We start from the raw sequence: 26,648 nt of genomic DNA, 5'->3' as shown, positions 1-26,648 counted from the left end.
CATGGTTGCCGTTCCCAAGACGATCGCCATCGTGGGGGCCAATCTCGCAGGCGGGCGTGCCGCGCAGGCTCTGCGTGCGAATGGTTATGAGGGTGGCATCCGGCTCATCGGGGCCGAGGCCCACCCGCCGTACGAACGCCCGATGCTCTCCAAGGAGGTGCTGCTGCGGCAGTGCGAACCGGAGCGATCCTTTCTGATGTCGGAAGCGGGGTGGGGGGAGCTGGGTGTAGATCTCCATCTCGGATCCCCGGTGACAAGTCTGCGCGCCGCCGATGCGGAGCTCGAGCTCGCCTCAGGAGTGAGGCTGAGTGCGGACAAGGTGCTCCTCACAACCGGCGGACGGGTGAGGAAGCTCGAAGTGCCAGGAGCTCACCTCGACGGCGTTGCCTATCTGCGAACCATTGAGGACTCGCTGCGGATTCGCGAGCAGCTGCGTCCGGGCGTGGGTGTCGTCGTGATCGGTGGTGGATTCATCGGGGCAGAGGTAGCAGCTAGTGCACGTCTCGCCGGTTGCGAGGTCACCCTTCTCGAGAACGGGCCAACGCCGTTGGCTCGGATTCTCGGTGCCGAGATCGGAGCGGCGCTCACACGGGTCCACCGTGAAGAGGGAGTCATCGTCCTCACCGAGACGTCAGTCGCGTCGATCGAAGGTGGCAGCGAGGTAACGCATGTGATCACGACGACCGGTCAGCGGATCGATGCTGCACTCGTCGTGGTGGGTATCGGAATCATCCCGGCTGTTGAGCTCGCAGAGCAGGCGGGGCTCGCGGTCGACAACGGAGTCGTCGTCGACGAGTACTGTCGCACCTCCAACCCTGCGATCTTCGCTGCAGGGGATGTGACCAACCACCCCAATGAACTCCTCGGCGAGCGCGTCCGTTTGGAGCAGTGGCAGAACGCCCAGAACCAAGGCGCGGCCGCGGCCCGGGCCATGGTCGGCAAGAAGGAGCCGTTCCGCGAGGTGCCTTGGTTCTGGTCCGACCAGTACGACCTCTCCGTGCAGATGGCTGGCCTCCCAGGTGGTTGCGACAACGTCGTGTACCGCGGCGACCTCGAGTCCAGGTCGTTCAGCGCGTTTTTCCTCCGAGACGGCGTCCTCCGCGCCGCCGTCGCCGTCAACCGTCCTCGTGACGTCAAGCGTACGACCCCACACATTGCAGCTGGTGCGAAAGTCGACGCCGCACAGCTCCGTGATGAGAGCAGCGATCTTCGGGCCGTTGCGGCGTAAGACAGCAAGGCCCCGTCGACGGTGCATGATGCCGGCCGGCGGGGCCTTGGTCATGGCGGCACCAGCTCAAAAGCCAGCGGGCCTCCGGTTGTGACCTGGAACTAGTCACAACCGGAGGCCATCGTCTTGTCGAACAGGTGCACCGCCTTCGGCCGGTGCCACCGGCCCGGGCATCTTGTCTAGAACATGTGGCTCAGGTTCCGGGACAAGATCACCGTCTGGTCGAGGAAGATGCTTCTTCGAGCGATCTGCCAGCGTCCGTCGACTCGCCGCAGGACGTCGTCCCGCTTGCCTACCCACCAGTCCTCTTCTCGATCGTAGGAGCCCCGGAAGAACGTGAAGTTGAGACTCGTCGACAGTTCGTCACCGTCGCGAGACAGCGCTCGGATGTTGGTGAAGGAGCGCCTCGTCCGGGACGGAGGGTTCTCGCCCCAGGCATAGGCACTCTCGAGCTTGTGCGCGCGCAGACGGAGGACGGACTTGTCGTCGTCGTAGAAGGCCATCTCCATGTTGCTGCGGTCGGTGAACTCGGCGTCGAGCTGTCCGGTGAGCCTGGTTTGCCGGATCGGCATCCAGTAGACGCAGTCGTCCGTGAAGAGCTCTGCCCACTGGGTGAATCGTTGGGCGTCGAGCAGGGCAGCCTCGGCGTAGTAGAACTGCTCGAGCTCGTACTGCTCCTCGGGGAGCAAGAGGAACTTCCCGTCCAGGGCGCCGGTCCCAGGGACCATGCCGAGGTCCGGGAGATCGGCATGGTCTTCCTGAGCCGTCGAGGCACCGCTCTTGTCGAGACTGGCATTGATGTCCCAGGCCGCCGTGGCGTTGCTGTTCGCTGTCATCGTGGGTTCACTCCTCGCCGAACTTGGCGTGATTGCGCTTCAGGGCCGTCCAGTCCTCGGCTTCGATCCAGTCCACCCAGGCACGTCGAGACCAGCGCGCGTACGCCTCGGTCGTGTACGGCGACTGCAGTACGGGGAATCCGAGGTCGGGATCGAAGACGACCTCGCCGGCATGCAGTCCTTGGGCGTAGTTGAGCCGCGCGTCGCGTACTGCCGCAATGCCGGAGCCACTCGTGCTCAGCTCGAAGTTCTCGCCATCGTCCTGCTCGACCAGGCCGGCCGGGCCAACTCTTCGGAGCTGGGTCATGCGAGCTGCTTGACGCGCTTCCTCCGAGGCGTTCTTGTCGTAGAAGCAGAAGTACCAGTTCTCGGTCTCCATCGGCCCCTTCGGGTGCCGGATCTCCAGGATGTTGAGGGACGTGGTGAGCAGCGTCATGTGCGGGAAGATCGTTGAGTGGTCGTAGCCAGGCTGGGTGTCGGCGACGTGTCCGTACTCTCCGAGGATGACCTTGCCGGCGTTCCCCCAGAAGGCATTGTTGGCTTCCTCGAAGGACGACCCCAGTGCGTCGAGGTACGACGCGTGCGTGATACCGGGGTGGTAGTAGTCCTGGTCGTTCTCGACTGGGACCTTCCAGTTGCACTTCATGCGATGCTTGATGATGCCCGGAGTGACGGCCATGTCCCCCAGGTTTGCGAAGGTGTCGATGATGTATCGACCTTGCGCGCCGAGATACTCCTCGAGGTCCGGTGCTTCAGGGTCCAGGGTGGCGAAGACGAATCCGCGGTAGGACTCGACGCGAGCGGCCGTTCTGAGGCTGAACGCATTCTTGTCGATCCCCCCTGCGTACAACTCCTTCTGCCCGGGGACCCCAACGAGCTTTCCCTCGAGGTTGTACGTCCACCCGTGATAGGAGCACATGAACGAGGAGGCGTTGCCTGAGTCGGCCTTGCACACAGTGTTCCCACGATGCATGCAGGTGTTGATCAGCACACCCACATCGCCGGCCTTGGTCCGCGTGACGAGAACCTTGGCTTCGCCCAGGTAGGTCTGGAAGAAGTCGCCCGGTTTGGGGATCTGGCTCTCATGACACATGAACAACCAGGCGCGCGCGAAGATCCTCTCCTGCTCGAGCTTGTAGATCTCGGGGTCAGTGAAGATCGCCCGACTGATGAGCCCCTTCTCGTGGTCGACGAGGCGGTCGGTGGCCGCCGCTCTCTGACTGGTCAGTGTCATGCTGCACCCTTCGTCGTACGTGGTCGACGTTCTGTATCGAGGACCGAATGTATGCTATGTGAGACTAGTGACAGACGTCACTGGACGTCAAGAGGTAGTCGATCGCGTCGGCTCGCAACAGCCCTCCGATTGGCGTAGCGGCCTCTTTGCCTGGCTTGACGCGACACGGTGTGGGGCCGCGCTGCCCTTGCGTGGGGGTCTTGCTGTGGAGTGCAAGGACGACTACGGTGCAGTGCTGTCCAAATAGAGAGAGTGCATGTCCTATATACGGGACTGTGTTGGAGGCGGCGATGAAGAGCGAGAGCATTGAACGGCCATCGTGGCGTGCGGGGGTGACGCGCAGACAATGGCGCTCGCTGTTCGCCGCAAACCTTGGTTGGCTGTTCGACGGTTTCGAGACATACGCGTTGATCTTGACCGTGGGATCCGTGCTCGCGACGTTGGAGCCCGACGCCTCTCAGCCGTCGGTCGCCTTTCTCAGCGGTGCCACGATCGCCGTGACGCTTCTTGGGTGGGGGATCGGTGGCATCGTCGGCGGGGTTGTCGCCGACTACTTTGGTCGGCGGCGCACGCTGCTGCTCGCGATCGTTCTCTATGCGGCCTTCACTGGGCTGACGGCGCTCTCCTGGGACCTCACCTCGTTCCTCGTGCTTCGCTTCTTGACCGGGCTCGCGCTCGGTTCCGAATGGGGAACCGGTGCGTCTCTGGTCGCCGAGATCTGGCCGAGCCATGCACGTGCCAAGGCTGCCGGCCTCATGCAGTGTGGCCTGGGCCTCGGCTTCTTCATCGCTTCCGCCTGCTGGTACTTCATCGGGTCGACCGGTCCCGAGGCTTGGCGGATGATGTTCTTGATCGGCGTGCTGCCCGCGTTCTTCGCGCTCTGGCTCCGCCGCAGCGTTCCCGAGTCCGAGCAATGGGAGGCGGCCGCTGCTCGGCGGCGGTCGCTTCGTCGGTCTCGACGCGAGACCCTGACTCGGGAGGAGAACTCCTACATCCGGCTGACCCTGCGGCAGATCTTCGCTGACCCTGAGCTCAGGAGGCGTACGGTCCTGGGCTCTCTCATGTCGCTCACCACCACACTCGCCTGGTGGGGAATCTCGACCTGGATCCCCGCTTATGTCGGCGGGGTCGCTGACAAGTCCGGTGCAGATGCGACCGTGTGGGCGAGTACGGCCGGGATGATCTACAACCTCGGCGGAATCGCCGGCTATATCTGCTTCGGGTTCATCGCTGATCGTTGGGGCCGCAGGCCCGCGACGATGGTCTACTTTGCTGCGTCGCTCATCCTTACGCCCGTTCTGTTCCTGTGGACCCATGACCTGCGCCTGGTCGTCGTCGTGCTGGTCATCAACGGTTTCTTCACGCTTGGCCAGTACACCTGGATGCCAGTCTGGCTGCCCGAGCTCTACCCGACGCACCTGCGTGCGACGGGTGCGGCCTTCGTCTTCAATGCGGCTCGCTTCGTTGCTTTCCTCGGACCGCTGCTCGCTGGAGCGATCATCTCGGCCCTCGGCGGGTACGGCGTCGCTGCGACGACAATCGGTCTCATCTACATCCTCGGCCTGATCGTCGCACCGTTCACGCCCGAGACCAGGGGCACAGAACTCGCAAGCTGACGTGGGTGGCTGCTCGCCTGGCCGCGTTCGGTGGTGGCTCAGCCGCCGCCGATGGTGTTCGTCAGCTGGTCAACTGCAAGTGCGACGAACGCGAGGACAGCCACCCCCATCAGCAGGTTTCGTATGAAACCGTTTCGCCACTCGCGTGGCACTCGTTCGCTGTTCAGTAGAAGCATGAGCGTGATCGACAGGAATGGCATGAAGAATGCGCTCAGGACGCTGAAGGCGAGAATCAACCAGACGGGCTTGCCCACGAACAGCGGCAGCATCGGAGGAAACGTCATCCAGAGCACGTACATCTTGTAGGTCGTACCGCTGGAACCCCGCTCCGGGTCTTCGCTGGTGAGCCCGCGAAGCTGTCCAACGAAGTCCGCAAACATGAGCGAGACCCCGTTCCAGGCGCCGACCAGCGTTGACATCGCCGTCGCCCAGAAGCCGATGAGGAAGATGGTGCCGGCGAACGTTCCGTACCGCTCGCTCAGCACCGCAGCGAGATCGACCATCCCGCGGTCCCCGTCATCGATGGCGAGCCCGGCAGAGTAGAGCAGTTCGGCGCCGACGATGAGAGTAGAGACCACGAATATTCCAGTCATCACGTACGCCACCGTGTTGTCCAAACGCATCAATCGCATGTGCGCCGGCGTGTGCCAGCCCTTCTCCCTGATCCAGTTTCCATAGGCGACCAGGATGACCGTTCCGCCGAGGCCTCCGGCCAACGAAAGCACGTTGATGAGACCGTCGTCGGGTATCCGTGGGACCAGGCCGTTCGTCAGTTCGGGCAGGTTCGGCACGGTGAGTGCGGCGGCGTAGATCATGGTCACGAACATCACGGCGACCATCGCGGCACAGAACTTCTCGAAAAAGCCGTACCGGCCTGAGAACACGAACGCCAGCCCGACGAGGCCTGAGATCACGCCCCAGGTTGCAGTCGACAACTGAGGGAGCAGTGCGTGGAGGGCAAGCCCGCTACCCGCCATGACAGCGCTGGCGCACATGAATCCCCAGATGACGATGAACGGGGCGAAATACCAGCTGGTCCAACGGCCGAGACTCGCCCAGCCGTCGAAGATCGTCTGACCGCTGACGAGGCTGTACCGACCGACACCTTCAACCAGTACCAGCTTCATGATGCATCCGACGACCACGCACCACAGCAGCAGATAGCCGAACTTGCTTCCCGCGATCAGCGTGGCGATCAGGTCTGCGGCACCGACTCCTGTGGCAGCGGCGACGAGCCCGGGGCCGATGATGCGCCAATGGGTCGCTGCCTGCTCGACTGAACTTTGAGACAAGTCTTGTGACATGGATGAGATGTCTAGCATCACAGACTTATTGTGGCAATGGTGTTCAGTTCGGTCGTTGGTACTTTGCGTTCTGCGCTGCTGCGGTGGGTCGGGCCGGCTGGATACAACGGCCCGTGTGGGTCCGTCGGGTGGGCTGGGCCGCCGCTTTGGTGAGTGGCGTTCCCTAACTCTTGACGCCCGCGGATGCCTGTGAGTATCGTCACGCATAGAGGACATCATGTCCGTCTGAAGAGACGGTGCCGCACACTGGTTACGACACTGGTCCGGGCGAGTCCCAGGAGGATGCTCATGTGCGAGTGGAGCTACACGCGCTGGAGGATGCGATGACAACCCGCTGGAATGCAACGGAGGCGATGCGTCGTCTCGACACCGATCCGACGATCAGCCCTGCCGACGTATATCCGGAGGTGCTGTCCAAGTGTCCGGTATCCCGAGTCAAAGTCGAGGGCTCGTCTGCGGATTGGTGGGCTGCGCTCGGGTATGAGGAGCTCAAGACCACGCTCCGCAACTTCAAGGAGATGAGCAGCACCGTCACGACGGAGCAGGACGGCACGCCGGCCATCATTCCGCTGTTCGCCGACCCGCCGTTGCACACGGGTTTCCGCAAGCTCCTGAACCCCAACTTCCCGCCCGAGGTGGTGGGGCGTCTGGAGCCCGAGCTCCGCAAGATCGCGATCGAGATGGTAGAAGCGGTCGTCGCGGAAGGGACTGTGGACTTCTCATCTGCGATCGCCTTCCCATATCCGACCCGCGTCCTCTGCCTCTTCCTCGGCGTGCCCGACTCGGACTGGCCGGTCCATCACGAGTTCGTCATGGCGGTCGACCGTTTGACGAACGGTCTGGCAGACCCGGATACCGAAGGCTTCGAGCGGGGTCTGGAGAAGCCGTTCGGCGACATCATCCCCTATATCCAGAAGGTGATCGCCGACCACCGCGAGAGGCCGCGCGACGACATCGTCAACAGCTTCATCAGGGGCGAGGTCGCTGGCCGCCGACTGGAAGATTTCGAGATCACCAAGCTCATCATCGCCATGATGCTCGCCGGGCACGCGACGACGACGGCCGCACTCGGCAACACCGTCCTGCGTATCGCCCGGGACGCCGAACTCCAGGAGCGTCTGCGTAACGAACCGCACCGCATCCCCGACGCCATCGAGGAGTGCCTGCGGATCGATGCGCCCCAGCAGGCGCTCTCGCGTAAGTGTCTCGCCGACACCCAGCTTGGCGATGTGACGATCGGCGCCGGTGAGAACGTGCTTGTCAACTACGGGTCCGCCAATGTCGACCCGGGCCACTACTCAGACCCGGATAAGTTCGACATCGACCGGGAGGACAAGAGCCACATGTCCTTCGGCTTCGGCCTTCACGCTTGCCTGGGTCAGCACTTGGCGCGGCTGGACCTCAGGATTCTCATCGAGGAACTGCTGGGGCGTACGACGAGCCTGCGTATCGATGGAGAGGTCCGGCGTCGTAGCTACCCTGTGCTGTCGGTCCTCCAGATGCCGCTCGCGACCCAGGCGTCTGGCACAGGAGGTGTGGAATGACCATGCTCGAGGTGGATGGTGTGGAGCTGGCGACGCGCGAGGAGCGGACCGTACGTGTGGTACGGAAGTGGGCGGCGGCTGACGACGTTGTCGCCCTGGAGCTCACGGACGCGGATGGCGGGGAACTCCCGGTCTGGGCTCCTGGAGCCCATATCGACATGGTGCTGCCTGATGGGAACGTGCGTCAGTACTCTCTCTGCGGTGACCCGGGGGACAGATCTGCATGGAGAGTCGGGGTGCTGCTGGAGCCCGACGGGCGAGGTGGATCGCGATGGATTCACGAACGACTGGGGGAGGGCGACCTGGTTACCACTCGCGGGCCGCGGAACCACTTCCCGCTCAGTCCAGCTTCACGCTACCTATTTATCGGCGGGGGTATCGGAATCACTCCGATTCTCCCGATGATCGCGTCTGCTCGCGCGGCTGGCGTCGAGTTCAGGGTCGTTTACGGTGGGCGAACACGTGAATCGATGGCTTTCGCCGATGAGCTCGCTGGTCTCGGTGACCGGATCGAGATCGCTCCGCAGTCCGAGGTCGGCCTGCTCGATCTCGATCGGCTGCTCGCGGACCCTGCGCCTGGGACGCTCATCTACTGCTGCGGCCCGGCGCCCTTGCTCGACGCGGTGGAGGAGCGAGTTGCCCACTGGCCAGACGGGGCGCTCAGGGTCGAACGGTTCAGCGCTCGCAGCGACCTCGAGCTAGCTTCTGATGCCGACCGAGAATTCGAGGTTGAGCTGGCGCAGAGCGGGACTGTTCTGCAGGTTCCAGCCGAGCAGACTCTGCTGTCCGTCTTGGAGGACGCAGGAGCTGACGTGATCAGCTCCTGCGCCGAGGGCACCTGTGGATCGTGTGAGACGACGGTCCTCGTCGGCGACATCGACCACCGTGACTCCGTGCTTTCTGATGCGGAGCGCAAGGCGGGAGATCGCATGATGATCTGCGTCTCTCGGTGCCGTGGGGCCAAGCTCGTGCTGGACCTGTAATGCCGGCGGTCAATGCTGTGCGGACGCGAGAAGGAGCGAGAGTATGAGCGACATTCGGCGAGTTGGTGTGGTCGGAGGCGGCCTGATGGGGTCGGGCATTGCAGAGGTCAACGCTCGCGCTGGCAAGGACGTCATCGTCGTCGAGTCATCGCCCCCCGCGGTTGAAGCCGCCCGCCAGAGGCTGGAGGACTCGCTCAAGCGAGCCGAGAGCCGAGGAAGGGTCGCGGCTGCGGACGCGGTGCTCGCGAGGATCCGGGTGGTCCAGGACCTCGCGGCGCTCGCCGACCGGGACCTCGTCATCGAGGCGATCGTCGAGGAGGAACAGGCCAAGACTTATCTATTTCGCCACCTCGACGAGATCGTCAAGAGCCCGGACGCAATCCTTGCGTCCAACACGTCCTCGATCCCGATCATGAAGCTCGCGGTCGCGACGAAGCGCCCGACGCACGTCCTCGGCGTGCACTTCTTCAACCCTGTCCCCGTGCTCAATCTGGTCGAGCTCGTACCGTCGCTGATGACCGACGAAGCCATCACCGAGCGTGCCCGCGCCTTTGTCCAGGACGACCTCGGCAAGACTGCTATCGACTGCCAGGATCGCGCCGGCTTCGTCGTCAACTCCCTGTTGATCCCGTTCATCCTCTCGGCGATTCGGATGTTCGAATCCGGATTCGCCTCTGCTGAGGACATCGACAACGGCCTCGTTCTCGGAGCCGCACACCCACAGGGACCGCTCGCGCTGGCCGACCTGATCGGCCTCGACACAGTCAGGGCTGTCGCCGAGTCACTCTATGAGGAGTTCAAGGAACCCTTGTACGCAGCCCCGCCACTGCTCGCCCGCATGGTCGACGCCGGCCTGCTCGGTCGAAAGAGCGGCCGCGGCTTTCATCTGTACGCCTGATTGCGGTTCCAAGTCCTCGCCTGTTCGCGGCCCGATTGAGCGTTCGGCCGACTTAACCCACCCCGGAATGTCCGTAGGCACAACGGCTGGTGCAGTCGACCGGAGCGGGATCGCCACTTTCTGGGCAATGAATCTCTTGTCAACCAGCACCTCCGGGGTGGGTGTCTCAGCCAATCACGGGCCTGGAGATCGATAGGACGGTTGGCAGGTCTCCGGTCTCGGAGGTACGGGCAGCAAGACCCTCATTGGGTGCGACCCACTGTTCGTAACCCGGGCCAAGTCTCAGGAGATGCTCGGCCCGTCTGCGGGGCGAAACTCCAGTGGCATCTCGTCGACCGAAAGTACGGGGAAGCTCCGACGAACAACGTCTCCAGCGACCGCGAACGAGGATGTGCGAGCGAGCAGTTCCTCGAGCGTAAGGCGCATGTTCATTCGGGCGAAGTGCTGGCCGAGACACGCATGCAGCCCGAACCCGAACGACATGTGGCTCTTGTCCTGGCGGTCGAGATCGAACTTCCCGGGATCCGGAAACTTCCTTGGGTCGACGTTCGCTGACCCGTAGCTCGTGAGGACGTACTCACCGGCGGAGATGGCCTGGTCTCCGATGACGGTGTCCCTGATGCACTTCCGGCTCAGGGTCTGCTGAGGCGTGTCGAGGCGCAGGCTCTCTTCGAGGGCGTCGGGGATCCGGTGCGGCTCGGCGCGCAAGCGGTCTTGGAGATCCTGGTCGAGCGCGAGCCGCAGCACTGTGTTGGACAAGGCCGCGGTGGTGGTGCCATGTCCCGCCAGCATCATGGCGATGATGAGCTTGCTGATCTCCATGTCTGTCAGGGAGCGACCCTTGATCTCTCCGGAGACGAAGCTGCTGACGATGTCCTCGCGCGGGTTCGCCCGGTGGTCGTCAATGACCTTCTGGACGTAGGGCAGGACCTTGAACATCGCGTCGACAAACGCCTGCTCGTCGTCCTGGCCGCTGACCGCGAAGCCCACCTGCTCGCCAGTCGCCATCACGAACTCGTGGTGGACGGGCCAGTCCTCGTCCGGAACACCGAGGAAACGGCACAGGACTCGAGTGGGAAACCGAGAGGTGTAACCCTTGGCAAAGTCGGCCCGGCCCCGACCGATCATGTCGTCGATCATCTCGACGGCGATGGCCCTGTTGCCGGCCTCGAGGCGCCCAACGACCTCAACAGGGAAGTTTGGGTTGAGGAGCTTGCGGTAGCCGGTATGCAGCGGCGGGTCGGCGAACAGGGGGAAGATCGCTGGGGTCGTCCCATCCGCTTCGGTCGCCACTGTGCTACTCATCGACCTGAAGTCGCGAAGAACCCCCTGCAGTTCGGCATGCCCCAGTGCACCCCACCAGTCGACATCAGAGCCGTCGATACGCACCCGGCTGACAGGGCATCGGGCTAGTACGTCCGCGTACGCGTCGGCCGTGGTTGACTTCGGGCTGCTCTTCAGTGGTCGCAGTGCCTCGGTAGCGTCGAAGTGAGCGTTCATTCCAAGGTCTCCTCGCATCATCGGTCATGAGGGGCGGTGCAGGCTTGACGAGTGAGGGTGGCCAGCGGCGGTCATCGCGATCCTTCTTGAATGCACGACCTTCGACCGGGGCATCAGTGCCCACTCGGCGTCACGTCTTGTTGGTAGGACAAATTGTCTCCGTTCGTGTGACCGTAGTCACCGGAGCGAGCGACGTCAAGGATGGGTGTCAAGTTCTCTCTTGATGTGGGGATTCAATCTGTGCGCAGTGTCTCCCGTTCCGTGAGACAGATCGGCGCTCAGGTCATTTGACCTACAGATGAGAGATATTGTCTCGTAGAGGAATCAATTGGCATGGTCGAACTTGATCTGTCAAAGGTCTCCGAGTCACCGCAGACGCAGGAGAAGACATGAAGATCCAGGGAATCGGCTGGCACGCCGTGCTCGCCGATGAGAGCACCTTCGCGCCGATGAGAGCGTTCTTTGCCCGGCTGCTCGACTCCGACCCCGCTTGGGAGGTCGAGGGATTCACGGCTTTCCGGGCTCCCGACGGTTCGAGTCTCGAGCTGTTGGCGCCCGTCCATGTGCCGGAACACGGGCTCAACGGAGGGATCGCATTCGGCTTCTTCGTAGACGACATCGACGAAGCGTCCGCGGCGGTCGTTGATGCCGGCGGCGTACTCCTCGGGGACATCGTCCGTACGGACACAGTCGCGTACCGCCACTTCCGAGGCCCGGACGGACGCACGTATGGCTTCACCCAGGCCGACGGTGTTGGCGGGAGAGGAGAGAAGGTGCGAGACGGTGAGTCGGTCGTCGACGAAGACCGTGGAGAACCGATCGAGGCGATGGTCGCGATGGCCGTGGCGTGGGGCGTTTCTGCCGAGGTCGCTTTCGGCGACGCGGATGCGGATCCACCTGACCGCAAACGCGGCGCACCCAATGATCAGTCACCTGAGGGATCGGGCTGATGGATCGGGCCACTCCTTGCCCCCTGGTAGTGCGCTATGGGTCTGCGGCGACCTGCAGGGCCGGCTCGTGTGAGCCGTTGGGCGGCGTGCTAGGCGTGATGGCCAGTCGCGTTGGTTGAGATCGTGTGACGACGCGATTGAGACACAGATGGACGAAGGCCCCCGGTGTGGAGTGGAGCCGTCTAGGAACCGCTCCGCCACCGAAGGAGCCGTCGTGTCCCACGCTACCCATTCCAAGGCTGCGCCGTTTTTGGTGGCGTCCGGGATCACACCTTCGCGAGGTGAGCCGTTGCACCGATGCTGAGGTTGCCGTGGCCGGCGGATCGGGCAGAGGCAAGGAGCTCGGACGCAGTCCCAAGCATGGCCGCACGGTGTCCGTGTTCGCGGATTGCCGCTACCCAGGCGGTGGCGGCGTCGTCATACACAGAGAGGGTCGCCTGGTCCGTGGTGAAGTCACCGGTGGCGACGGCGGCAGCGAGGCCCTCGATCGTTGGTGCAAGGATCGACAGGAGCGGGGTGACCGTGTCGATGAGGACGGATGGCTCGATGCCGTGATCGGAGACGTACGCCGAACTCTCGATGAACGCGGTAATCGCCGACGTGTAGAACGCGCCGACGACCGCTACGTCGAGCACGTTGGCCGAGGTGACGCTCTGCCCGACATGGCGAGACCCGCCGGCGGCCGTCAGGAGAAGGTCGGAATGGGCCTCCCAGAGGCTCGAGGGACCAGCGAGCATGATCTGGGCCGAATCGGTGCCGATGAACTGGGGATAGGCGATCAGTGCACCATCGGCGTACCGCGCGCCGCGAGCACGAAGGTCGGCGTCCAGCGTCGTGGCAGACGTAGGAGTTCCCGTGGTCAGGTTGATCACGGTCTTTCCGTCGATGGTGACACCGCGGAGTGCCTCCTCGGCGTCTGCGTAGGTGGAGACGCTGACTATGATGACAGGCGCTGCGTCAACAGCGGCCTGGACGGAGTCCGCGATGGAGATGCCATCGCCGCCGATCGTCTCCACCTTCGAGCGCGTCCGGTTCCAGACCGTTACGTGGCGCCCGCTGTCACGCCAGCAGCGTGCCAGCGCCGCGCCGATGTTTCCGCAACCGATCATTGCAATGTGCTGGTCCGAAGTCATATCCGAATCCTGTCGCCGTAAACTTACGAGTGTTAGGCTGAGTCAATCTCATTTTCTCCTCACTGGCAATAGGGCTCTCTTGCGCCGAGGAGAGGTTTGATCGAACAAGTTCCTACCGATCGTACGGAGCCTGCGCGAGCGGGTCTGGCCAGCCGACGCTGCCTTTCGACGGCTCATTTGACGCGGGACTGCCCGGAGCGATCACGTGATGGGAGTGCCGCCCGATACGCCACCGCGACGCGCAGGCTTCGGACAGGACGCGCTCTTGAAACGGCCGATGCAGTTCCGGGAAACGTGTGCATCGGCTGGGCCGTCGCCGACCCTGCAGTGCCATCGTGCTCGAGGCGAGGCCGCGTCGGGCCCGTCACGATTCGCGCAGTCGACGACGGCTATCTCGTTGGGCGGGCCATCAGACGCTGCAGTTGCGTGACGTGACCAGGCTCCAGCTCCGAGATGGTTGAGGCGCCGAGCAGCTTCATCGTTCGTGTCATCTCGTCCTCGAGGATCTCGATCGTTCGATCGACGCCTTCGCGTCCACCAGCCATCAGCCCGTAGAGGTAGGCGCGGCCGATCATGGTGAAGTTTGCTCCGAGTGCGACGGCGGCGACGATGTCTGCGCCGGACATGATGCCGGTGTCGATGCCGATCTCGACGTCACCGCCCACCTCGCGAACCACCTCTGGCAAGAGATGGAACGGGACCGGCGCGCGATCGAGCTGTCGTCCGCCGTGGTTGGACAAGACGAGGCCGTCGACGCCCAGACTGGTCAGATGCTTTGCATCGTCGACGCTCTGGACTCCCTTGACCACGATCTTCCCTGGCCACAGGTCGCGGATGATGTCCAGGTCCGCGTACGAGATGGTCGGGTCCATGGCGGCGTCGATGAGCTCTCCGACTGTGCCTCCTGTAGTAGTCAGGGACGCGAACTCCAGCTTCGGTGTGGTCAGGAAGTCCCACCACCACCACGGGCGGACGAGCGCATTCAGCATCGTTCCCAAGGTGATCTGGGGCGGGATCGAGAAGCCGTTGCGCTTGTCGCGGAGCCGAGCACCGCCGACCGGGGTGTCGACTGTGAAATGGAGAGTGTCGAACCCTGCGGCTGCCGCTCGACGGGTCAGCTCGTAGGAGATCTCACGGTCACGCATCACGTACAGCTGGAACCAGTTTCGCCCGTTCGGGTTGGCTGCCTGAACATCTTCGATAGAGGTCGTGCCCAACGTTGAGAGGGTGAATGGGATGCCTGCGGCTGCTGCTGCGCCTGCGCCTGCGATCTCACCTTCTGTCTGCATGAGCCGGGTGAACCCAGTGGGAGCGATCGCCAGAGGAAGGCGCGAAGGCGCACCTAGGATGATCGAGGTGGTGTCGACGTCTTGCATTGTGCGGAGCACGCGGGGGTTGAACTCAACGTCCTCGAACGCCTGGCGCGCACGGGCGAGCGAAATCTCCCCTTCGGCCGCCCCGTCGGTGTAGTCGAAAGCGGCGCGTGGCGTACGGCGCGCAGCGATGCGTCGAAGGTCGGCAATGGTCAGAGCCGACTCGAGTCGACGCCGCTTGCTGTTCAGGACCGGCCTCCTGAACTTCAGGAGGTCGAACACCTCGCGCGGATTCGGGAACTGACGCTGAACCATGAACTACAACCTCTTTTCGTAACGAAGCGGCCGTGACCGGTCGCTCACACACGACCCGGTGGAAGACCAACGTGCTCGATCGGTACAAGACTCGATTGACGCATTCAAGACATGTGTCTGAGGGGTACGGCTACCCCGGCGGGCCGGTGGGTCACGATGGTCCGAGTGGTGCCCGCCGGCGACGGCCCGTAGTCGCCCTGGGGGCGAACGGCTTCCTCGGGGAACCAGCGGAAGAACTCGGCTGCGTATCCGACCTCGGCCTTAGCGTAAGGGAGTGACTTCCTGTTCTCGCGGGTGATGAGCTCGGCGAGCTGGGCCATGTCGCGATGCATGAGATCGAAGGTCCGGCGCAGGTTGTCGGCGCGCTGCCGCGGTGCCGTCGAGCGCCAGGCCGAGTACGCCGCCGCGGCGTCGACTGCGGCAGTAGCGTCGCGGACGTCGCCATCAGCGACCTGGGCGGAGAACGAACGATCGGCTGGGTCCTCGACGTCAAACAGGCCCGCGCCGCCGCGCCGCCACGAACCGTCGACGTGGACGCCGCGAGATGCGTTGAGGGATTCCAGGGCGCTGGTCACGAGCAATGGCCTCTCGGGATGTGGGCTTCGGCGACGCGCCTGAACGCCAGGCTGGTGTCGGCCGCGGAGAGTTTCAGGTCGTGCCGGTGTGTGCGGTCGATCTCGGCGGACGAGGAGTGGTGTTGAACGCGGCGGCCGGTGATGCCCTCCGCCGAGTCGCCGCGACGCTTAGGGATGCTGGCGGCGGGGACGGCGTCTCCGCCGGACCGTCGGCACGGCGATCGGACGAGTCCACGGTCCACGTCGGTCTGACCCTTCATTGAGACTTACTCGCTCCTAACAAACGTTCGGGGTGAACCTACCGGCAAACGAGCGATCTGGCCAGCGCCGATGGACTCAACTCCCGTGGTGGCGACCACCTGTCAGGTGGACGGCTCCGGCCTCGGCGCAGATGCGTCCCTGGAGGCCGACATCATCGGCATGACCCGGGTCATGGTCCATGATCGCCGCAGGCGCGAGCAACGACGCTATTCAGTACGCCCACGGTCTCGCGCCCAAGTTCGACGAGGACGACCTGTAGGACCCTACTTGGGCTGGCTGGTTCCCAAAATACCTAACGTACGTTAGGGTTATGGCGGTGCCGCACACCGGCGCCGTGGTCAGGAATGGCGCCACGGCGAGTCGGCGCCATTCGCCACACAGTGAGGATCCGACATGACGACGACCGACCTGACCGCTTCCGTCGACGACGCCGTGACGCCTGAGACGGTCGACACTCTTCGCGAGATCTCCCGCCGAGTGCTCTGGGTCTCTGCAGCCATCGTCGACGCGGCGAACAATGGTCGCCCCAACGGGAGTGGAGTCAAGGTCGGCGGGCACCAGGCGTCCTCGGCGTCGATGGTCGACATCATGGTCTCGCTGTGGTTCCACGAGCTCACAGCCGAAGACCGCGTGTCGGTGAAGCCGCACGCCTCGCCGGTCCTGCACGCCATCAACTACCTGCTCGGTGACCTGGACCGGAAGTACTTGACGACCCTGCGTGAGAAGGGCGGACTCCAGAGCTACCCGAGCCGCCTGAAGGATCCCGACACCGTGGACTTCTCCACTGGTTCGGTCGGCATCGGCGCAACGGCCGCCATCTGGGCAGCGATGTCGCACCGGTATGTCCACTCGCACTTCCCGAGCGCGCCGAAGGCCGGTCGTTTCGTGAGCCTCCTCGGCGACGCCGAGCTCGACGAGGGTGCGATCTGGGAGGCCGTGGCTGACCCGGCTGTTGCCAGCATGGGCGAGCTGCTGTGGGTCGTAGACCTCAATCGTCAGTCGCTCGATCGGGTAGTCCCCGACATCCAGATCGAGCGTCTGCAAGGCATGTTCGCCGCCGCTGGCTGGCAGGTCATCACGCTCAAGTGGGGCCGCCTCATCAGCGAGATCTTCGCACGGCCCGGTGGTGACGAGCTCCGCAACCGCTTGGAGTCCATGCCGAACGAGGAGTATCAGCGTCTGCTGCGTGCGGACTCCTCGGAGACAGTGCGCCGCATCGTCACGAACACAGGCAGTGATGCACTTCGCTCGCTCGTCGCCGGGCTCGACGGAGATACCCTGCGCGATGCGATTCGCGATCTGGGCGGCCACGATCTCCCGCTGCTGCTCGACACGTACGACGCTGTCGCGAACGATCGGCCGACCGTCATCTTCGCCTACACCATCAAGGGTCGCGGCCTCTCGACCGAGGGTCACCCGAACAACCATTCCGCGCTGCTGACTCCTCCGCAGATGGAGTCCCTTGCTGAAACCTGCGACGCCTCGGTCGACGATCCGTGGGCCGTGTTCGCTGACGGAACCGCTGAACACGAGCTTTGCCGTCGGCGGGCCGCAGCGCTCGAGCGCCCCTACACGGCGGCGACGCCGCCGATGGTCTTCCCCCGATCGCTCGGCAAGGCATGGCGCAAGCCGATGTCCACTCAGGCGGTGCTCGGCCGTTTGCTGTCGGACTTGACGCGCACTGCCCCAGATGTCGCCGCACGTCTGGTCACCTGTAGCCCCGATGTTGCGTCCTCGACCAATCTCGGGGGGTGGATCAACAAGACCGGTGTCTGGTCCAGTATCGAGCGCCACGACTGGTTCGCGGACGATGCGGAGCGGCTCCTGCGCTGGTCCGAGGCGCCGGCCGGCCAGCACGTCGAGCTCGGCATCGCCGAGGTCAATCTGGTCAGCCTGCTCGGCGAGCTCGGTGCGACCTGGAGCCGGTGGGGCGAGCGCCTCATCCCGATCGGGACCATCTACGACCCGTTCGTCAGTCGCGCGCTGGAGCCCTGGTCAACAGGCATTTACGCCGGAGGGCAGTCCATTCTGGTCGGCACTCCGTCGGGAGTGACGCTCGCACCAGAGGGCGGCGCTCACCAGTCCATCACCACGCCATCCATCGGGCTCGAGCAACCCAACTGCATCGCATGGGAGCCTGCATTCGCGCAGGACCTCGAGTGGACGTTTCTCGAGGCGATGTCGAAGGTTGGCATCGAAGGAGGTACGTCCTCGTACTTCCGACTCAGCACCCGCCCCATCGACCCGGCACTCTCGCAGCTGCCGGGCGAGGCCGACCTGCTGGAGCGCAGGCGCGCGCAGGTCGCCGCCGGCGGCTATCGCATCAGCGGGAACGACGCAGCACCCGACGACGTCACCCTCGTCGGCGTCGGTGCCCTCATGCCCGAGGTCATCGCGGCGGCCGAGCGCCTTCGCGATCGGGGCGTGAACGCCGGTGTCATCTGCCTGACCAGCCCTGACCTGGTCTTCCGCTCGTTCCAGCAGCGCGGTCGACTCGACGGCGGGGCCGGGAACATCATCGACACGCTCTTTCCTGCCCATCGACCCGCGCCTCTGGTCACCGCCTTGGACGGGCACCCGCACACGCTGTCGTTCCTGGCCGGCGCTCGAGGCGACCGCATCCGCTGTCTTGGCGTCTCCGAGTTCGGCCAGTCGTCCAGCGTTGAGGATGCGTACCGTCTGCACGGCATCGGCGCCGACGCGATCGCCACGGCGGCGCTCGACCTCATCGGGAGGTGAGGCAATCCGGCCGACCCCATCGGGCTTCTCGGTGCCCGATCGAAGTCGGGGTGGGCGGCCTGGCCGCAACGACGGCCGCCGGCATAGAGCTGATATGGCTGCCCATGACCGCATGCGATGATCCATTGAGCATCTCCCTAACGACTGATAGGGTCATGTTTGTTCAGACTTCGCGCTCGTCGTCGACAGCGCGTCCCAACCGTTCCGAAGTAGAAGGGCCATAGAGCCGTGGCATCTCAGTTCGTGCTGACCAACCCCGCCAACAACAAGGTCGAAGCGACCTACGACGCCGTTCCTGTGGATGGGCTCAAGGCGCTGATTCAGACGGCGCACAAGACCTACCGCGAGTGGCGAGGCACCGACCTGTCGGCTCGTGTCGACGTCCTGCGAGGCGTCGCTCGCCTGATGGAGGATCGCAAGGACGAGCTCGCCGCCACCATCTCTCGCGAGATGGGCAAGCGCCATGTCGACGCCAAGGGTGAGCTCGACGTCTGCATCGCCATTCTCGAGTACTACGCCGACCACGCCGTCGCTCTGCTCGCTGACGTCCCGGTCCCGTCGCTCGACGGGTCTCGCGCTTACGTGCGCAAGACGGCGACCGGCGCGCTGCTGGGCATCATGCCGTGGAACTACCCGTACTACCAGGTCGTTCGTTTCGCTGCGCCGAACGTCGTGGCAGGCAATGTCGTGCTTGTCAAGCATGCGTCCCAGTGTCCCGAGTCCGCCCTCGAGCTCGAGAAGCTGTTCGTGGATGCTGGCGCGCCCGCCGGCGTGTACACGAACTTGTTCGTCACGCACGACCAGCTCGAGTCCGTCATCGCCGACCCCCGTATCGCCGGCGTCTCCCTGACTGGTAGTGAGCGCGCGGGTTCTGCAGTCGCCGCGCTCGCCGGAAAGCACCTCACCAAAGTGGTTCTGGAGCTCGGTGGCTCGGATCCCTACCTCATCGTGTCGACCGACGACATGGACGCCACGGTCGTCCACACCACCAAGGCCCGCATGAGCAACGGTGGGCAGTCGTGCAACGCCGGCAAGCGGTTCATCGTCCTCGATGAGCTGTATGACGAGTTCGTCGCCAAGTCGAAGGCAGCGTTCGAGGCCCACAACCCCGGCGACCCGTTCGACGAGGCGTCCACGTTCGGCCCGATGTCTTCCGAATCCGCCGCAGTCGAGCTCCACGAGCAGGTCAAGGACGCCATCGCGCACGGCGCGAAGGCCATCGTGGGCGGCGGTCGCCCCGGCGGCGACGGCGCCTACTTCGAGGCGACCATCCTCGTCGACGTCCCCCGTGAGGCGCGCGCCTACTCCGAGGAGCTGTTCGGCCCGGTCTCGGTGATCCACCGAGTCTCGGACGTCGAGGAAGCCATCCGTGTCGCCAACGAGAGCCCGTTCGGACTCGGAGCGGCGGTCTTCCACACGGACGTCGCGGAGGCTGAGGCGATCGCCAGCCGCATCGACGCCGGCATGGTCTTCATCAACCAGCGCGAGGGCGGCGGGCCCGAGATGCCGTTCGGCGGCACCAAGCGCTCTGGCTTCGGCCGGGAGCTCGGCCCGTCCGGCATCGAGGAGTTCCTCAACCACAAACTCATCTACGTGCCTGCCGGTTCCTGAAGCAGCCACACTTCAACGCAGGAGGGGTCACTATGACCAGCACCCCCAGTATCGCCATCGTTGGCGGCGGAGCCGCAGGCCTCAGCACGGCGATGTACACCGCCGAACTCGGATTCACCGACATCGTCGTGTTCGAGGCCCGCCACCCGGCGGAGGGATCATCGGGTCGGTCGGCGGGCATATTCAACCGCCAGACCAACAAGATGGAGGAGTTGCAGCTCCGCGCCTTTGGGGGCAGGGAGTTGGACCGACTCTCCACCTGGAGTTCCTTCTCACTGGTGCGTCGTGGGTACGTCCGTGTTGCCAAGACCGAAGAGCACATGGAGGCGTACGCCGCCGCTCGAGCACTCCAGGACGAGCTCGGGGTACCCGGAGAGCTCCTCGATCAAGCCGGACTCGCCGCGCTGGTGCCTGGCATGCGCGTCGACGACTTCGTTGGAGGCCTCTACGGCGCCGAAGACGGGCACATGGACGGACACGAGCTCTGTGAGGCCTTCCGTCTCCGTGCCGTCGAGCTCGGCGCCCAGGTCCGGAACCGAACCTCCGTCGCTCACTCCGAGCAGGTCGGCAGCCAAGTACGTCTGATCGGCACCGACAACTCGGACCTCGGCACCTACGACATCGTCGTCAACGCCGCCGGGCCCAGTGGACCACTCGTCGCGGAAGCACTCGGGGTCCGTCAGAACATCGTCAACGAGCGCCATCAGATCTGCATGGTCGAGTTCGAGGACCGCCCCGAGCGTCGGATCCCCGCCGTCCAGACCTACGTGCCCGGCTCCGGCCAGGAGTCGCTCTGGGTCCGCACCGAGGGGCCGGGTTCCCTTCTCGCAGGTCTCCACACCCAGGAGATCCGAGACACGGGGGAGACCATTGACCCCGAGAACTTCAACGAGAAGGTCGACATGGACTACGCCGAGGCTGTCGGCGAGGAGATCGTCTCCCGCTTCGAGGGATGGGACGACCTCCGTCTGGCCGGCGGCTGGTCCGGTCTGTACCCGGTCAGCGCAGACGGCCGGTTCCAGATCGGCCCGTACCACGACCGACCCAACATCATCTCCGTAGGAGGCCTCGGCGGCGTCGGTCTCACCAACGCCCCGGCCGTCGGCCGTACCGCGGCCGAGTGGATCGTCAACGGCGAACCGACCACGTTCTCGTTCGCCACCGAGCTCGTCCCGGATCGGGCGAGCCTCTACCCGGAGGGCTGAGACAGTGCACGCTCTGCTGACCAATGATGACGGTTTCGACAGTCCAGGACTTTCCGCCATTCGCCACTCGCTGATCGAGGCCGGTCATCATGTCACCGTCGTCGCTCCCGACGGCAACCGCAGCGCCACGAGTCACGCGGTCACCATCCGACCTGAGCTCACACTCAAGCGTCTCACCGGACTCGGCGACCCCAACGCGATATATACCTGCTCGGGGCGCCCGGCTGACTGCACACGCGTCGGACTCTTCACCGAGAGCCTGTGGCCAGAGGTGGACGTCGTGGTGTCGGGCATCAACATCGGCATCAACCTGGGCGACGACGTGAACATGTCGGGGACCGTGTCCGCAGCGGCCGAGGCTGCGTTGCACGGGGTGAAGGCCATCGCGTTCTCCCAGCAGGGCACCGCCGGCGGGGCCCCCTTCATCAACCACTCCGACCACGAGTACCGCCTCACCAGGTACGCGGCTCGCCTCGTCGAGGCTCTCGAAGAGGCGGACGCGTTCGAGCGTGTCTTCCTCAACGTCAATCTGCCGCACGAGCCGATCGAAACCACGGCTCGCGCCACCCGTCTGGGGCGCCGGTACTACAAGGCGCGGGTGTCCCCAGTCAGGGTCTCCGCCGGCGAGTGGACCGTTGCGCCGTACGCATCCGCCGACTTCCCTGACCCCCCGTATGAGAAGGACGACGGCACCGACTTCAACGCCGTGATCAGTGGCGTCGTCGGTGTCACGCCGATCGATGCCGACCGCCGGCCCGCAGGGCACGACTCTGGTACCTGGGTCGAGGACATCATCGCCCGCGCGGGCGACGTCACCCTGGACTGACCATGCCGTCTATCGGCGAGCCGCGCTCTCAGGGCGACTCCTGGCCGGTCTCGGCCTAGTGCGGGCGGGGCGAACCCGCTCTCGCCGTGAAGTCGTCGGTGGTCGAACCAGTCGACGGCGTTCTCGACGTGTCCCGCGATCTTCTGGCCGTCCGGTTCAAGGCAGAGTGCATCCGCAACCCGATGATGCGGCCCGGTAGCGGAGGCTCCACGAAAGCCGGGCGATTCAGTCAGGACCCGCCCTTGAGTCTGGAGCGTTCGACATCTGAAGCCGTCTGTCGCCGACTGACATCGTCCCGCCCCCGTCGCACCATGCGGCAGGGGCGGGACTGGCTTGTTTCGACGCAAGTGGACGGTCGCGAGCGTGTCGGATGAATACTCTGAATGTGTGAAACGCCCCATCCCCGAACGGATGGTAGGCGTCATCCGCATTACACCTTCGCCGGTTCAGGACTTTATCACCAGCTCTCTAGCGATAGATCCCGAACATCTGTTAGGTTCATCGAATGTCCGCTAGGTGCGTGACCACGATCACAAATCCAACGAAGTCGACACGAAGGTGCGGCACGAGACCCTCGCGTACGACACGACCTTCATCATCGACCAGATCGAGGAGTGACTATGTTCGAGCTCGACGACAAGACCGCCGTAATCACCGGTGCGGGATCCGGCATAGGCCGGGCATGCGCCGTCCGGCTGGCGGAAGCCGGCGCGTTCGTGGTCGGTCTTGATCTCGACGAGGGTTCGGCCAGGGAGACCGCCGACACCACCGGCGGCCTCGGCATCGGCGTCGATGTGTCGGACAGCGTCGCCATGGAGCAGGTTTTCACCGACATTGCCGGTCGGCGCGGCTCCATCCACGCGCTGGTGAACAACGCTGGTATCGCACTTGATCCGGCCACCATCGCCGACACCGAACCCGACCACCTGATGAAGCACCTCGAGGTCAACACCCTCGGTGTCCTCAACGGGCTGCGTCATGGCGGCAAGCACATGAGCGACGGCGGGGCCATCGTGAACACGTCCTCGGTGGCTGGCGTGTTCGGCATTCCCGGGTACGCGTCGTACGCGACGTCGAAATTCGGGGTTGTCGGCCTTACCAAGGTTGCCGCAGTCGAGCTCGGCCCGCGTGGCATCCGGGTCAACGCCGTCTGCCCGACCACGGTCGACACCCCGATGCTGTACTCGTTCCCGGCCGGCGCGCAGGAGGCCAAGGTCCTCGGAGACGCGGCTGCGCTCGGCGGCATCATCGACGCAGAGCACGTCGCCGCCATGGTGCATTTCCTCGTCGCCGACGACTGCCCCGTCCTGTCTGGGCTCGCAATCCCTATTGACAAGGGCATCGCTGCCGGCATCAGCCGCACGCGCTGGGACAGTGGCGCCATCTAGGCAAGTCGGCATCGTCGGGTCACCGCGCCAGGTGGTCCGACGTCTAGGGCCGCCTAGTTGCGTCGAGGGAGAGTCCGAATGTCGGAAGCTGCATTCGTTGCTACCGCACGCGCGCCGATCGGCCGAGCCGTCAAAGGTCCGCTGAAGGACATGCGGCCCGACGATCTCACTGTCCAGATCGTGCGGGCGGGCCTTGTGGGGACGCCGGAGCTCGATCTGCCTGAGAGCGACGACCACGTGCCGGACGTGACTGTCACCGTCTCGGCGCCTCGAGCCTGCCCCCTCCCTGGGAGGGGGCTTCCATGGCGATCAAGGCCGGCAAGGCGACTTCTATCTCCGTGCTGGTGTTGAGACCGTGAGTCGCTAGACGACACCCGAGGGGCACAACCCGGCCTTCGGCCCGCGGCCCGGGTGTGACGCTCGAGGCCGTCAACCAGCTCAAGCCCGTCTTTCGCCTCGGCCGCACCGTCGCTGCCAGCGACGTCTGCCCGTGCGACGACGGCGCCCGCGCGCTTCTTTGTTCGGCGAGCGTCTCGAGGCCCATTTCGTTTCGCTGAATCGTTGACCCCCTCCCTAACGATCGTTAGAGTGAGGAAAACCCTTGGAGGATGAGAGATGAACTATTCACCGGTAGCCAGTGCGGAGCGCCTCACCTTCGCCGACGACATCAGTGAGGCCTCGCGCCAGGCGGTGCGTGAGGTTCTGGCCAAGCTCGAGGCCCCGGGTCTCGACGGCGCCGTGGCGGTCAAGCGACTCGACGGTGGTGGAAGTAATGAGAACTTCGTCGTGACGACAGGCGAGGCAAAGATGGCTCTCCGGGTTGCCGGCCAGTTGACCGATCGCTTCCTTTTCGATCGCCCCCGAGGGCTGGACGCCCACCGGCACGCCTACGCAACCGGCTACGCCCCGCGGTTGTACGCTTCGGTACTTCCCGAAGGCCACTGCCTTTCGGCGTTCGTCCCTGGCCGCACCCTCACGACCGAGATCCTCGCCGAAGACAACATCCTGGAGCTGTGCACCGAGGCGCTCCTGAAGGTGCATCACGCCCAACCCATCGGAGGCCGTCGCTTCTCGATGTTCGAGGACACTCAGACGTGGATCGACGTTGCGCGCACCGAAGGCCTCGAGCTGCCTGACGACATCGACGCCGTATGTTCAATGCTCCGCCAGGTCGAGGGGATCTTCGACTCCCTCGACATCCCCGATCTCCTCTGTCACAACGACCTCCAGGTGCAGAACTACCTCGTCGAGCCGGACAAGGCCTGGCTCGTCGACTGGGAGTACGGCGCCATGGGCAATCCGTACTCGGACCTGGCCATGCTCGTCCACTACGGCGAGGTCGGCCGAGATGGTGCTGAAAGGATCTTCACCGCCTACCTCGGTGCGGCGCGTTCGTGCGATCACGCTCGCTCCCTGCTCATGTACTTCGGCGCCGCGGCGCGGGACGCCGCTTGGTCGGTCATCGCCGAACCGGTCCTCGGCCCCGTGACCGGTTACGACTACGCCGCGTGGGGCACGCGCTTCTTCGGCGAAATTGCTGAGCTCATAGATAGCGAGGACTTCCGGTCGGCGCTCGATGTCGCCGGTCCAGCACTCGACGACGCCGACCTGTTCGCAGACGCCGCGCGCCGCGCGACCGCATGACAACGAGGACGGCTGGACGGGTCGCCGGGAAGGTGGCTGTGGTCACCGGGGCTGCCCGCGGGATGGGCGCCGCCCACGCCCGACTGCTGATGACCAAGAGCGTGGCTGTCACCTGCGTGCCCGACAACATTCGCATCAACAGCGTCCACCCTGGCGTCGTGTTTACCGAGATGCTCGACCAGGAGCTCGAGGGTCTAGGTCTGGACTCGCTCGATGACTTCCTGCGGGCGACTCCGCTCCGTCGCGGCGCTGCCCCTGATGAGGTCTCGCGGTGTGTGTTGTTCCTCGCCTCCGGGGACGGCTCCTTCGTAACCGGCGCCGAGGCAGGGAGAACGTTGACAAAGTACCCTAATGATCGTTAGGTTGCACTATGAAGGAGGCCACCGCATGACGCACGGAACGACCGCAGTCACGTACCCGCTGACCATCACGGGTGCCGTTCTGCGCGAGTCTGGGACCGCGGCGCCGTACGCGGAGTCACGTCCGCTCAGAATCGAGCAGATGACCCTTGATGCACCCGGCCCCCACGAGGTCCTGATCGAGATAGAGGCCGCGGGCCTGTGCCACTCGGACCTGTCGGTGATCAACGGGTCGCGCCCTCGCCCGTTGCCGATGCTGCTCGGCCACGAGGCTGCGGGCATCGTGCACGACGTCGGCTCCGACGTCACGGATCTGCATCAAGGGCAGAGGGTCGTGATGGTGTTCCTACCGAGGTGCGGAGAGTGTGCGGGCTGCGCCACCGACGGGCGGCGACCGTGCGAACGGGGGTCTGCCGCGAATGGCGCCGGAACCCTGATGGACGGCGGTCTGAGACTGCACGCACCCGGGGACCAAGTCAGGCACCACCTCGGAGTCTCCGGGTTCGCCACCTATGCCGTCGTCGACCGTCGCTCGGTCGTCGCGGTTGACGATGACGTACCTGCCGACGTCGCAGCCATCCTCGGCTGCGCCATGCTGACCGGCGGGGGCGCGGTGCTGAACGTCCGCCGGCCCTCTCCCGACGAATCGGTCGCGGTCGTCGGTCTAGGGGGAGTCGGCATGGCTGCTCTCATCACGGCCAAAGCGATCGGCGTCGAGCGCCTCGTGGCCATCGACCACCTGCCTGAGAAGCTTACGCGTGCCACAGAACTGGGCGCGACCCACACGTACACGCCGGGGGAGGCCGCCGATCAGGGCATCACCACTGACCTGGTCATCGAGGCTGCCGGCCATGCGCGCGCGTTCGAGACCGCGGTCGCTGTCACAGGCGCCGGCGGAACGATGGTCACAGTCGGGCTGCCGGCCCCAGGCGCCACGTCGTCCATAGAGCCGCTGGCCATCACCGCTGCAGCAAAGTCAATCGTCGGGTCCTACTTGGGGTCGGCCGTCCCTGAGCGCGACATTCCGCTGTTCGTGGACCTGTGGCGTACCGGTCGCCTGGACGTGAAGGCGCTCGTGTCGTCCTACATCACCCTCGAGGACGTGAACGAGGCGATGGACAGCCTCGACGCCGGACACGCCATCCGCCAAGTCATCACCTTCTGATTCAGCAGGACGGAAAGGCAG

The 26,648-nt window shown here is 64.7% G+C and carries 21 protein-coding genes and 1 pseudogene; 15 read left to right on the top strand and 7 right to left on the bottom strand.

Going from position 1 to position 26,648, the window contains the following annotated elements; translation table 11 throughout:
• Position 1 precedes the first annotated feature (1 nt).
• On the top strand, positions 2–1,228 hold the full coding sequence (locus ABZY89_RS03340; protein WP_355224616.1) for an FAD-dependent oxidoreductase: 1,227 nt from the start codon (positions 2–4) through the stop codon (positions 1,226–1,228).
• A 179-nt stretch (positions 1,229–1,407) separates the two neighbouring features.
• Here ABZY89_RS03340 and ABZY89_RS03335 read toward each other — a convergent pair whose 3' ends face one another.
• Both ABZY89_RS03335 and ABZY89_RS03330 read right to left on the bottom strand, forming a co-directional pair.
• Complete coding sequence (locus ABZY89_RS03335; protein ID WP_355224614.1) at positions 1,408–2,064, bottom strand: aromatic-ring-hydroxylating dioxygenase subunit beta; 657 nt, start codon at positions 2,062–2,064, stop codon at positions 1,408–1,410.
• Between the two features lie 7 nt (positions 2,065–2,071).
• On the bottom strand, positions 2,072–3,298 hold the full coding sequence (locus ABZY89_RS03330) for a Rieske 2Fe-2S domain-containing protein (RefSeq protein WP_355224612.1): 1,227 nt from the start codon (positions 3,296–3,298) through the stop codon (positions 2,072–2,074).
• Between the two features lie 290 nt (positions 3,299–3,588).
• Here ABZY89_RS03330 and ABZY89_RS03325 point away from each other — a divergent pair, with 290 nt between their 5' ends.
• Positions 3,589–4,914, top strand: a complete 1,326-nt coding sequence (locus tag ABZY89_RS03325; RefSeq protein WP_355224610.1) for an MFS transporter — start codon at positions 3,589–3,591, stop codon at positions 4,912–4,914.
• 38 nt (positions 4,915–4,952) lie between these two features.
• Here the strand turns inward: ABZY89_RS03325 and ABZY89_RS03320 are convergent, their stop codons facing one another.
• Positions 4,953–6,218 (bottom strand): Nramp family divalent metal transporter, encoded by a 1,266-nt coding sequence (locus ABZY89_RS03320; protein ID WP_355224608.1) that lies wholly within the window; start codon positions 6,216–6,218, stop codon positions 4,953–4,955.
• A 323-nt stretch (positions 6,219–6,541) separates the two neighbouring features.
• Between ABZY89_RS03320 and ABZY89_RS03315 the strand changes: the two genes are divergently transcribed.
• Genes ABZY89_RS03315 through ABZY89_RS03305 form a run of 3 tightly spaced genes read left to right on the top strand, consistent with a single transcriptional unit; the run spans position 6,542 to position 9,643 of the window.
• Positions 6,542–7,762 (top strand): cytochrome P450, encoded by a 1,221-nt coding sequence (locus ABZY89_RS03315; RefSeq protein WP_355224606.1) that lies wholly within the window; start codon positions 6,542–6,544, stop codon positions 7,760–7,762.
• Positions 7,759–8,745, top strand: a complete 987-nt coding sequence (locus ABZY89_RS03310; protein WP_355224605.1) for a PDR/VanB family oxidoreductase — start codon at positions 7,759–7,761, stop codon at positions 8,743–8,745. Before ABZY89_RS03315 ends, ABZY89_RS03310 begins: the two co-directional genes overlap by 4 nt.
• A gap of 43 nt (positions 8,746–8,788) precedes the next feature.
• Positions 8,789–9,643: a 3-hydroxybutyryl-CoA dehydrogenase gene (locus ABZY89_RS03305; RefSeq protein ID WP_355224993.1), complete on the top strand. Its 855-nt coding sequence runs from the start codon at positions 8,789–8,791 to the stop codon at positions 9,641–9,643.
• Positions 9,644–9,925: 282 nt separating this feature from the next.
• Here ABZY89_RS03305 and ABZY89_RS03300 read toward each other — a convergent pair whose 3' ends face one another.
• On the bottom strand, positions 9,926–11,143 hold the full coding sequence (locus tag ABZY89_RS03300) for a cytochrome P450 (protein ID WP_355224603.1): 1,218 nt from the start codon (positions 11,141–11,143) through the stop codon (positions 9,926–9,928).
• Positions 11,144–11,562: 419 nt separating this feature from the next.
• Between ABZY89_RS03300 and ABZY89_RS03295 the strand changes: the two genes are divergently transcribed.
• Positions 11,563–12,093: a hypothetical protein gene (locus ABZY89_RS03295; RefSeq protein WP_355224601.1), complete on the top strand. Its 531-nt coding sequence runs from the start codon at positions 11,563–11,565 to the stop codon at positions 12,091–12,093.
• Positions 12,094–12,359: 266 nt separating this feature from the next.
• Here the strand turns inward: ABZY89_RS03295 and ABZY89_RS03290 are convergent, their stop codons facing one another.
• From ABZY89_RS03290 to ABZY89_RS03280, 3 genes are all read right to left on the bottom strand, one after another.
• Positions 12,360–13,226 carry an NAD(P)-binding domain-containing protein gene (locus ABZY89_RS03290; RefSeq protein WP_355224599.1) on the bottom strand — a complete coding sequence of 289 codons (867 nt, stop codon included), beginning with the start codon at positions 13,224–13,226 and terminating at the stop codon, positions 12,360–12,362.
• Between the two features lie 389 nt (positions 13,227–13,615).
• Positions 13,616–14,854, bottom strand: a complete 1,239-nt coding sequence (locus tag ABZY89_RS03285) for an alpha-hydroxy acid oxidase (RefSeq protein ID WP_355224597.1) — start codon at positions 14,852–14,854, stop codon at positions 13,616–13,618.
• Positions 14,855–14,958: 104 nt separating this feature from the next.
• Complete coding sequence (locus tag ABZY89_RS03280) at positions 14,959–15,429, bottom strand: aldehyde dehydrogenase family protein (RefSeq protein WP_355224595.1); 471 nt, start codon at positions 15,427–15,429, stop codon at positions 14,959–14,961.
• 654 nt (positions 15,430–16,083) lie between these two features.
• Between ABZY89_RS03280 and ABZY89_RS03275 the strand changes: the two genes are divergently transcribed.
• From ABZY89_RS03275 to ABZY89_RS03235, 9 genes and pseudogenes are all read left to right on the top strand, one after another.
• Positions 16,084–18,429 (top strand): pyruvate dehydrogenase, encoded by a 2,346-nt coding sequence (locus ABZY89_RS03275; RefSeq protein ID WP_355224593.1) that lies wholly within the window; start codon positions 16,084–16,086, stop codon positions 18,427–18,429.
• A 228-nt stretch (positions 18,430–18,657) separates the two neighbouring features.
• Positions 18,658–20,040 carry an NAD-dependent succinate-semialdehyde dehydrogenase gene (locus ABZY89_RS03270; RefSeq protein ID WP_355224591.1) on the top strand — a complete coding sequence of 461 codons (1,383 nt, stop codon included), beginning with the start codon at positions 18,658–18,660 and terminating at the stop codon, positions 20,038–20,040.
• A 32-nt stretch (positions 20,041–20,072) separates the two neighbouring features.
• A complete protein-coding gene (locus ABZY89_RS03265; protein WP_355224589.1) occupies positions 20,073–21,245 on the top strand; it encodes an FAD-dependent oxidoreductase in 1,173 nt (390 codons plus the stop codon).
• 4 nt (positions 21,246–21,249) lie between these two features.
• Positions 21,250–22,071, top strand: coding sequence for a 5'/3'-nucleotidase SurE (gene surE, locus ABZY89_RS03260; protein WP_355224587.1), 822 nt, complete (start codon positions 21,250–21,252; stop codon positions 22,069–22,071).
• A gap of 620 nt (positions 22,072–22,691) precedes the next feature.
• Complete coding sequence (locus tag ABZY89_RS03255; protein ID WP_355224585.1) at positions 22,692–23,459, top strand: SDR family oxidoreductase; 768 nt, start codon at positions 22,692–22,694, stop codon at positions 23,457–23,459.
• A 78-nt stretch (positions 23,460–23,537) separates the two neighbouring features.
• A pseudogene (locus ABZY89_RS03250) lies at positions 23,538–23,693 on the top strand (acetyl-CoA C-acyltransferase); the annotation flags it as partial.
• 381 nt (positions 23,694–24,074) lie between these two features.
• A complete protein-coding gene (locus ABZY89_RS03245; protein ID WP_355224584.1) occupies positions 24,075–25,103 on the top strand; it encodes a phosphotransferase in 1,029 nt (342 codons plus the stop codon).
• Positions 25,100–25,465 carry an SDR family oxidoreductase gene (locus tag ABZY89_RS03240; RefSeq protein WP_355224582.1) on the top strand — a complete coding sequence of 122 codons (366 nt, stop codon included), beginning with the start codon at positions 25,100–25,102 and terminating at the stop codon, positions 25,463–25,465. Before ABZY89_RS03245 ends, ABZY89_RS03240 begins: the two co-directional genes overlap by 4 nt.
• 25 nt (positions 25,466–25,490) lie before the next feature.
• Positions 25,491–26,627 carry an alcohol dehydrogenase catalytic domain-containing protein gene (locus tag ABZY89_RS03235; protein WP_355224580.1) on the top strand — a complete coding sequence of 379 codons (1,137 nt, stop codon included), beginning with the start codon at positions 25,491–25,493 and terminating at the stop codon, positions 26,625–26,627.
• Positions 26,628–26,648 lie beyond the last annotated feature (21 nt).

The organism is Nocardioides sp. NPDC006303, from assembly GCF_040613175.1.
Lineage (GTDB): Bacteria > Actinomycetota > Actinomycetes > Propionibacteriales > Nocardioidaceae > Nocardioides.
Note: the sequence above shows the minus strand (reverse complement) of the source record. Positions and strands in the feature narration are given on the sequence as shown.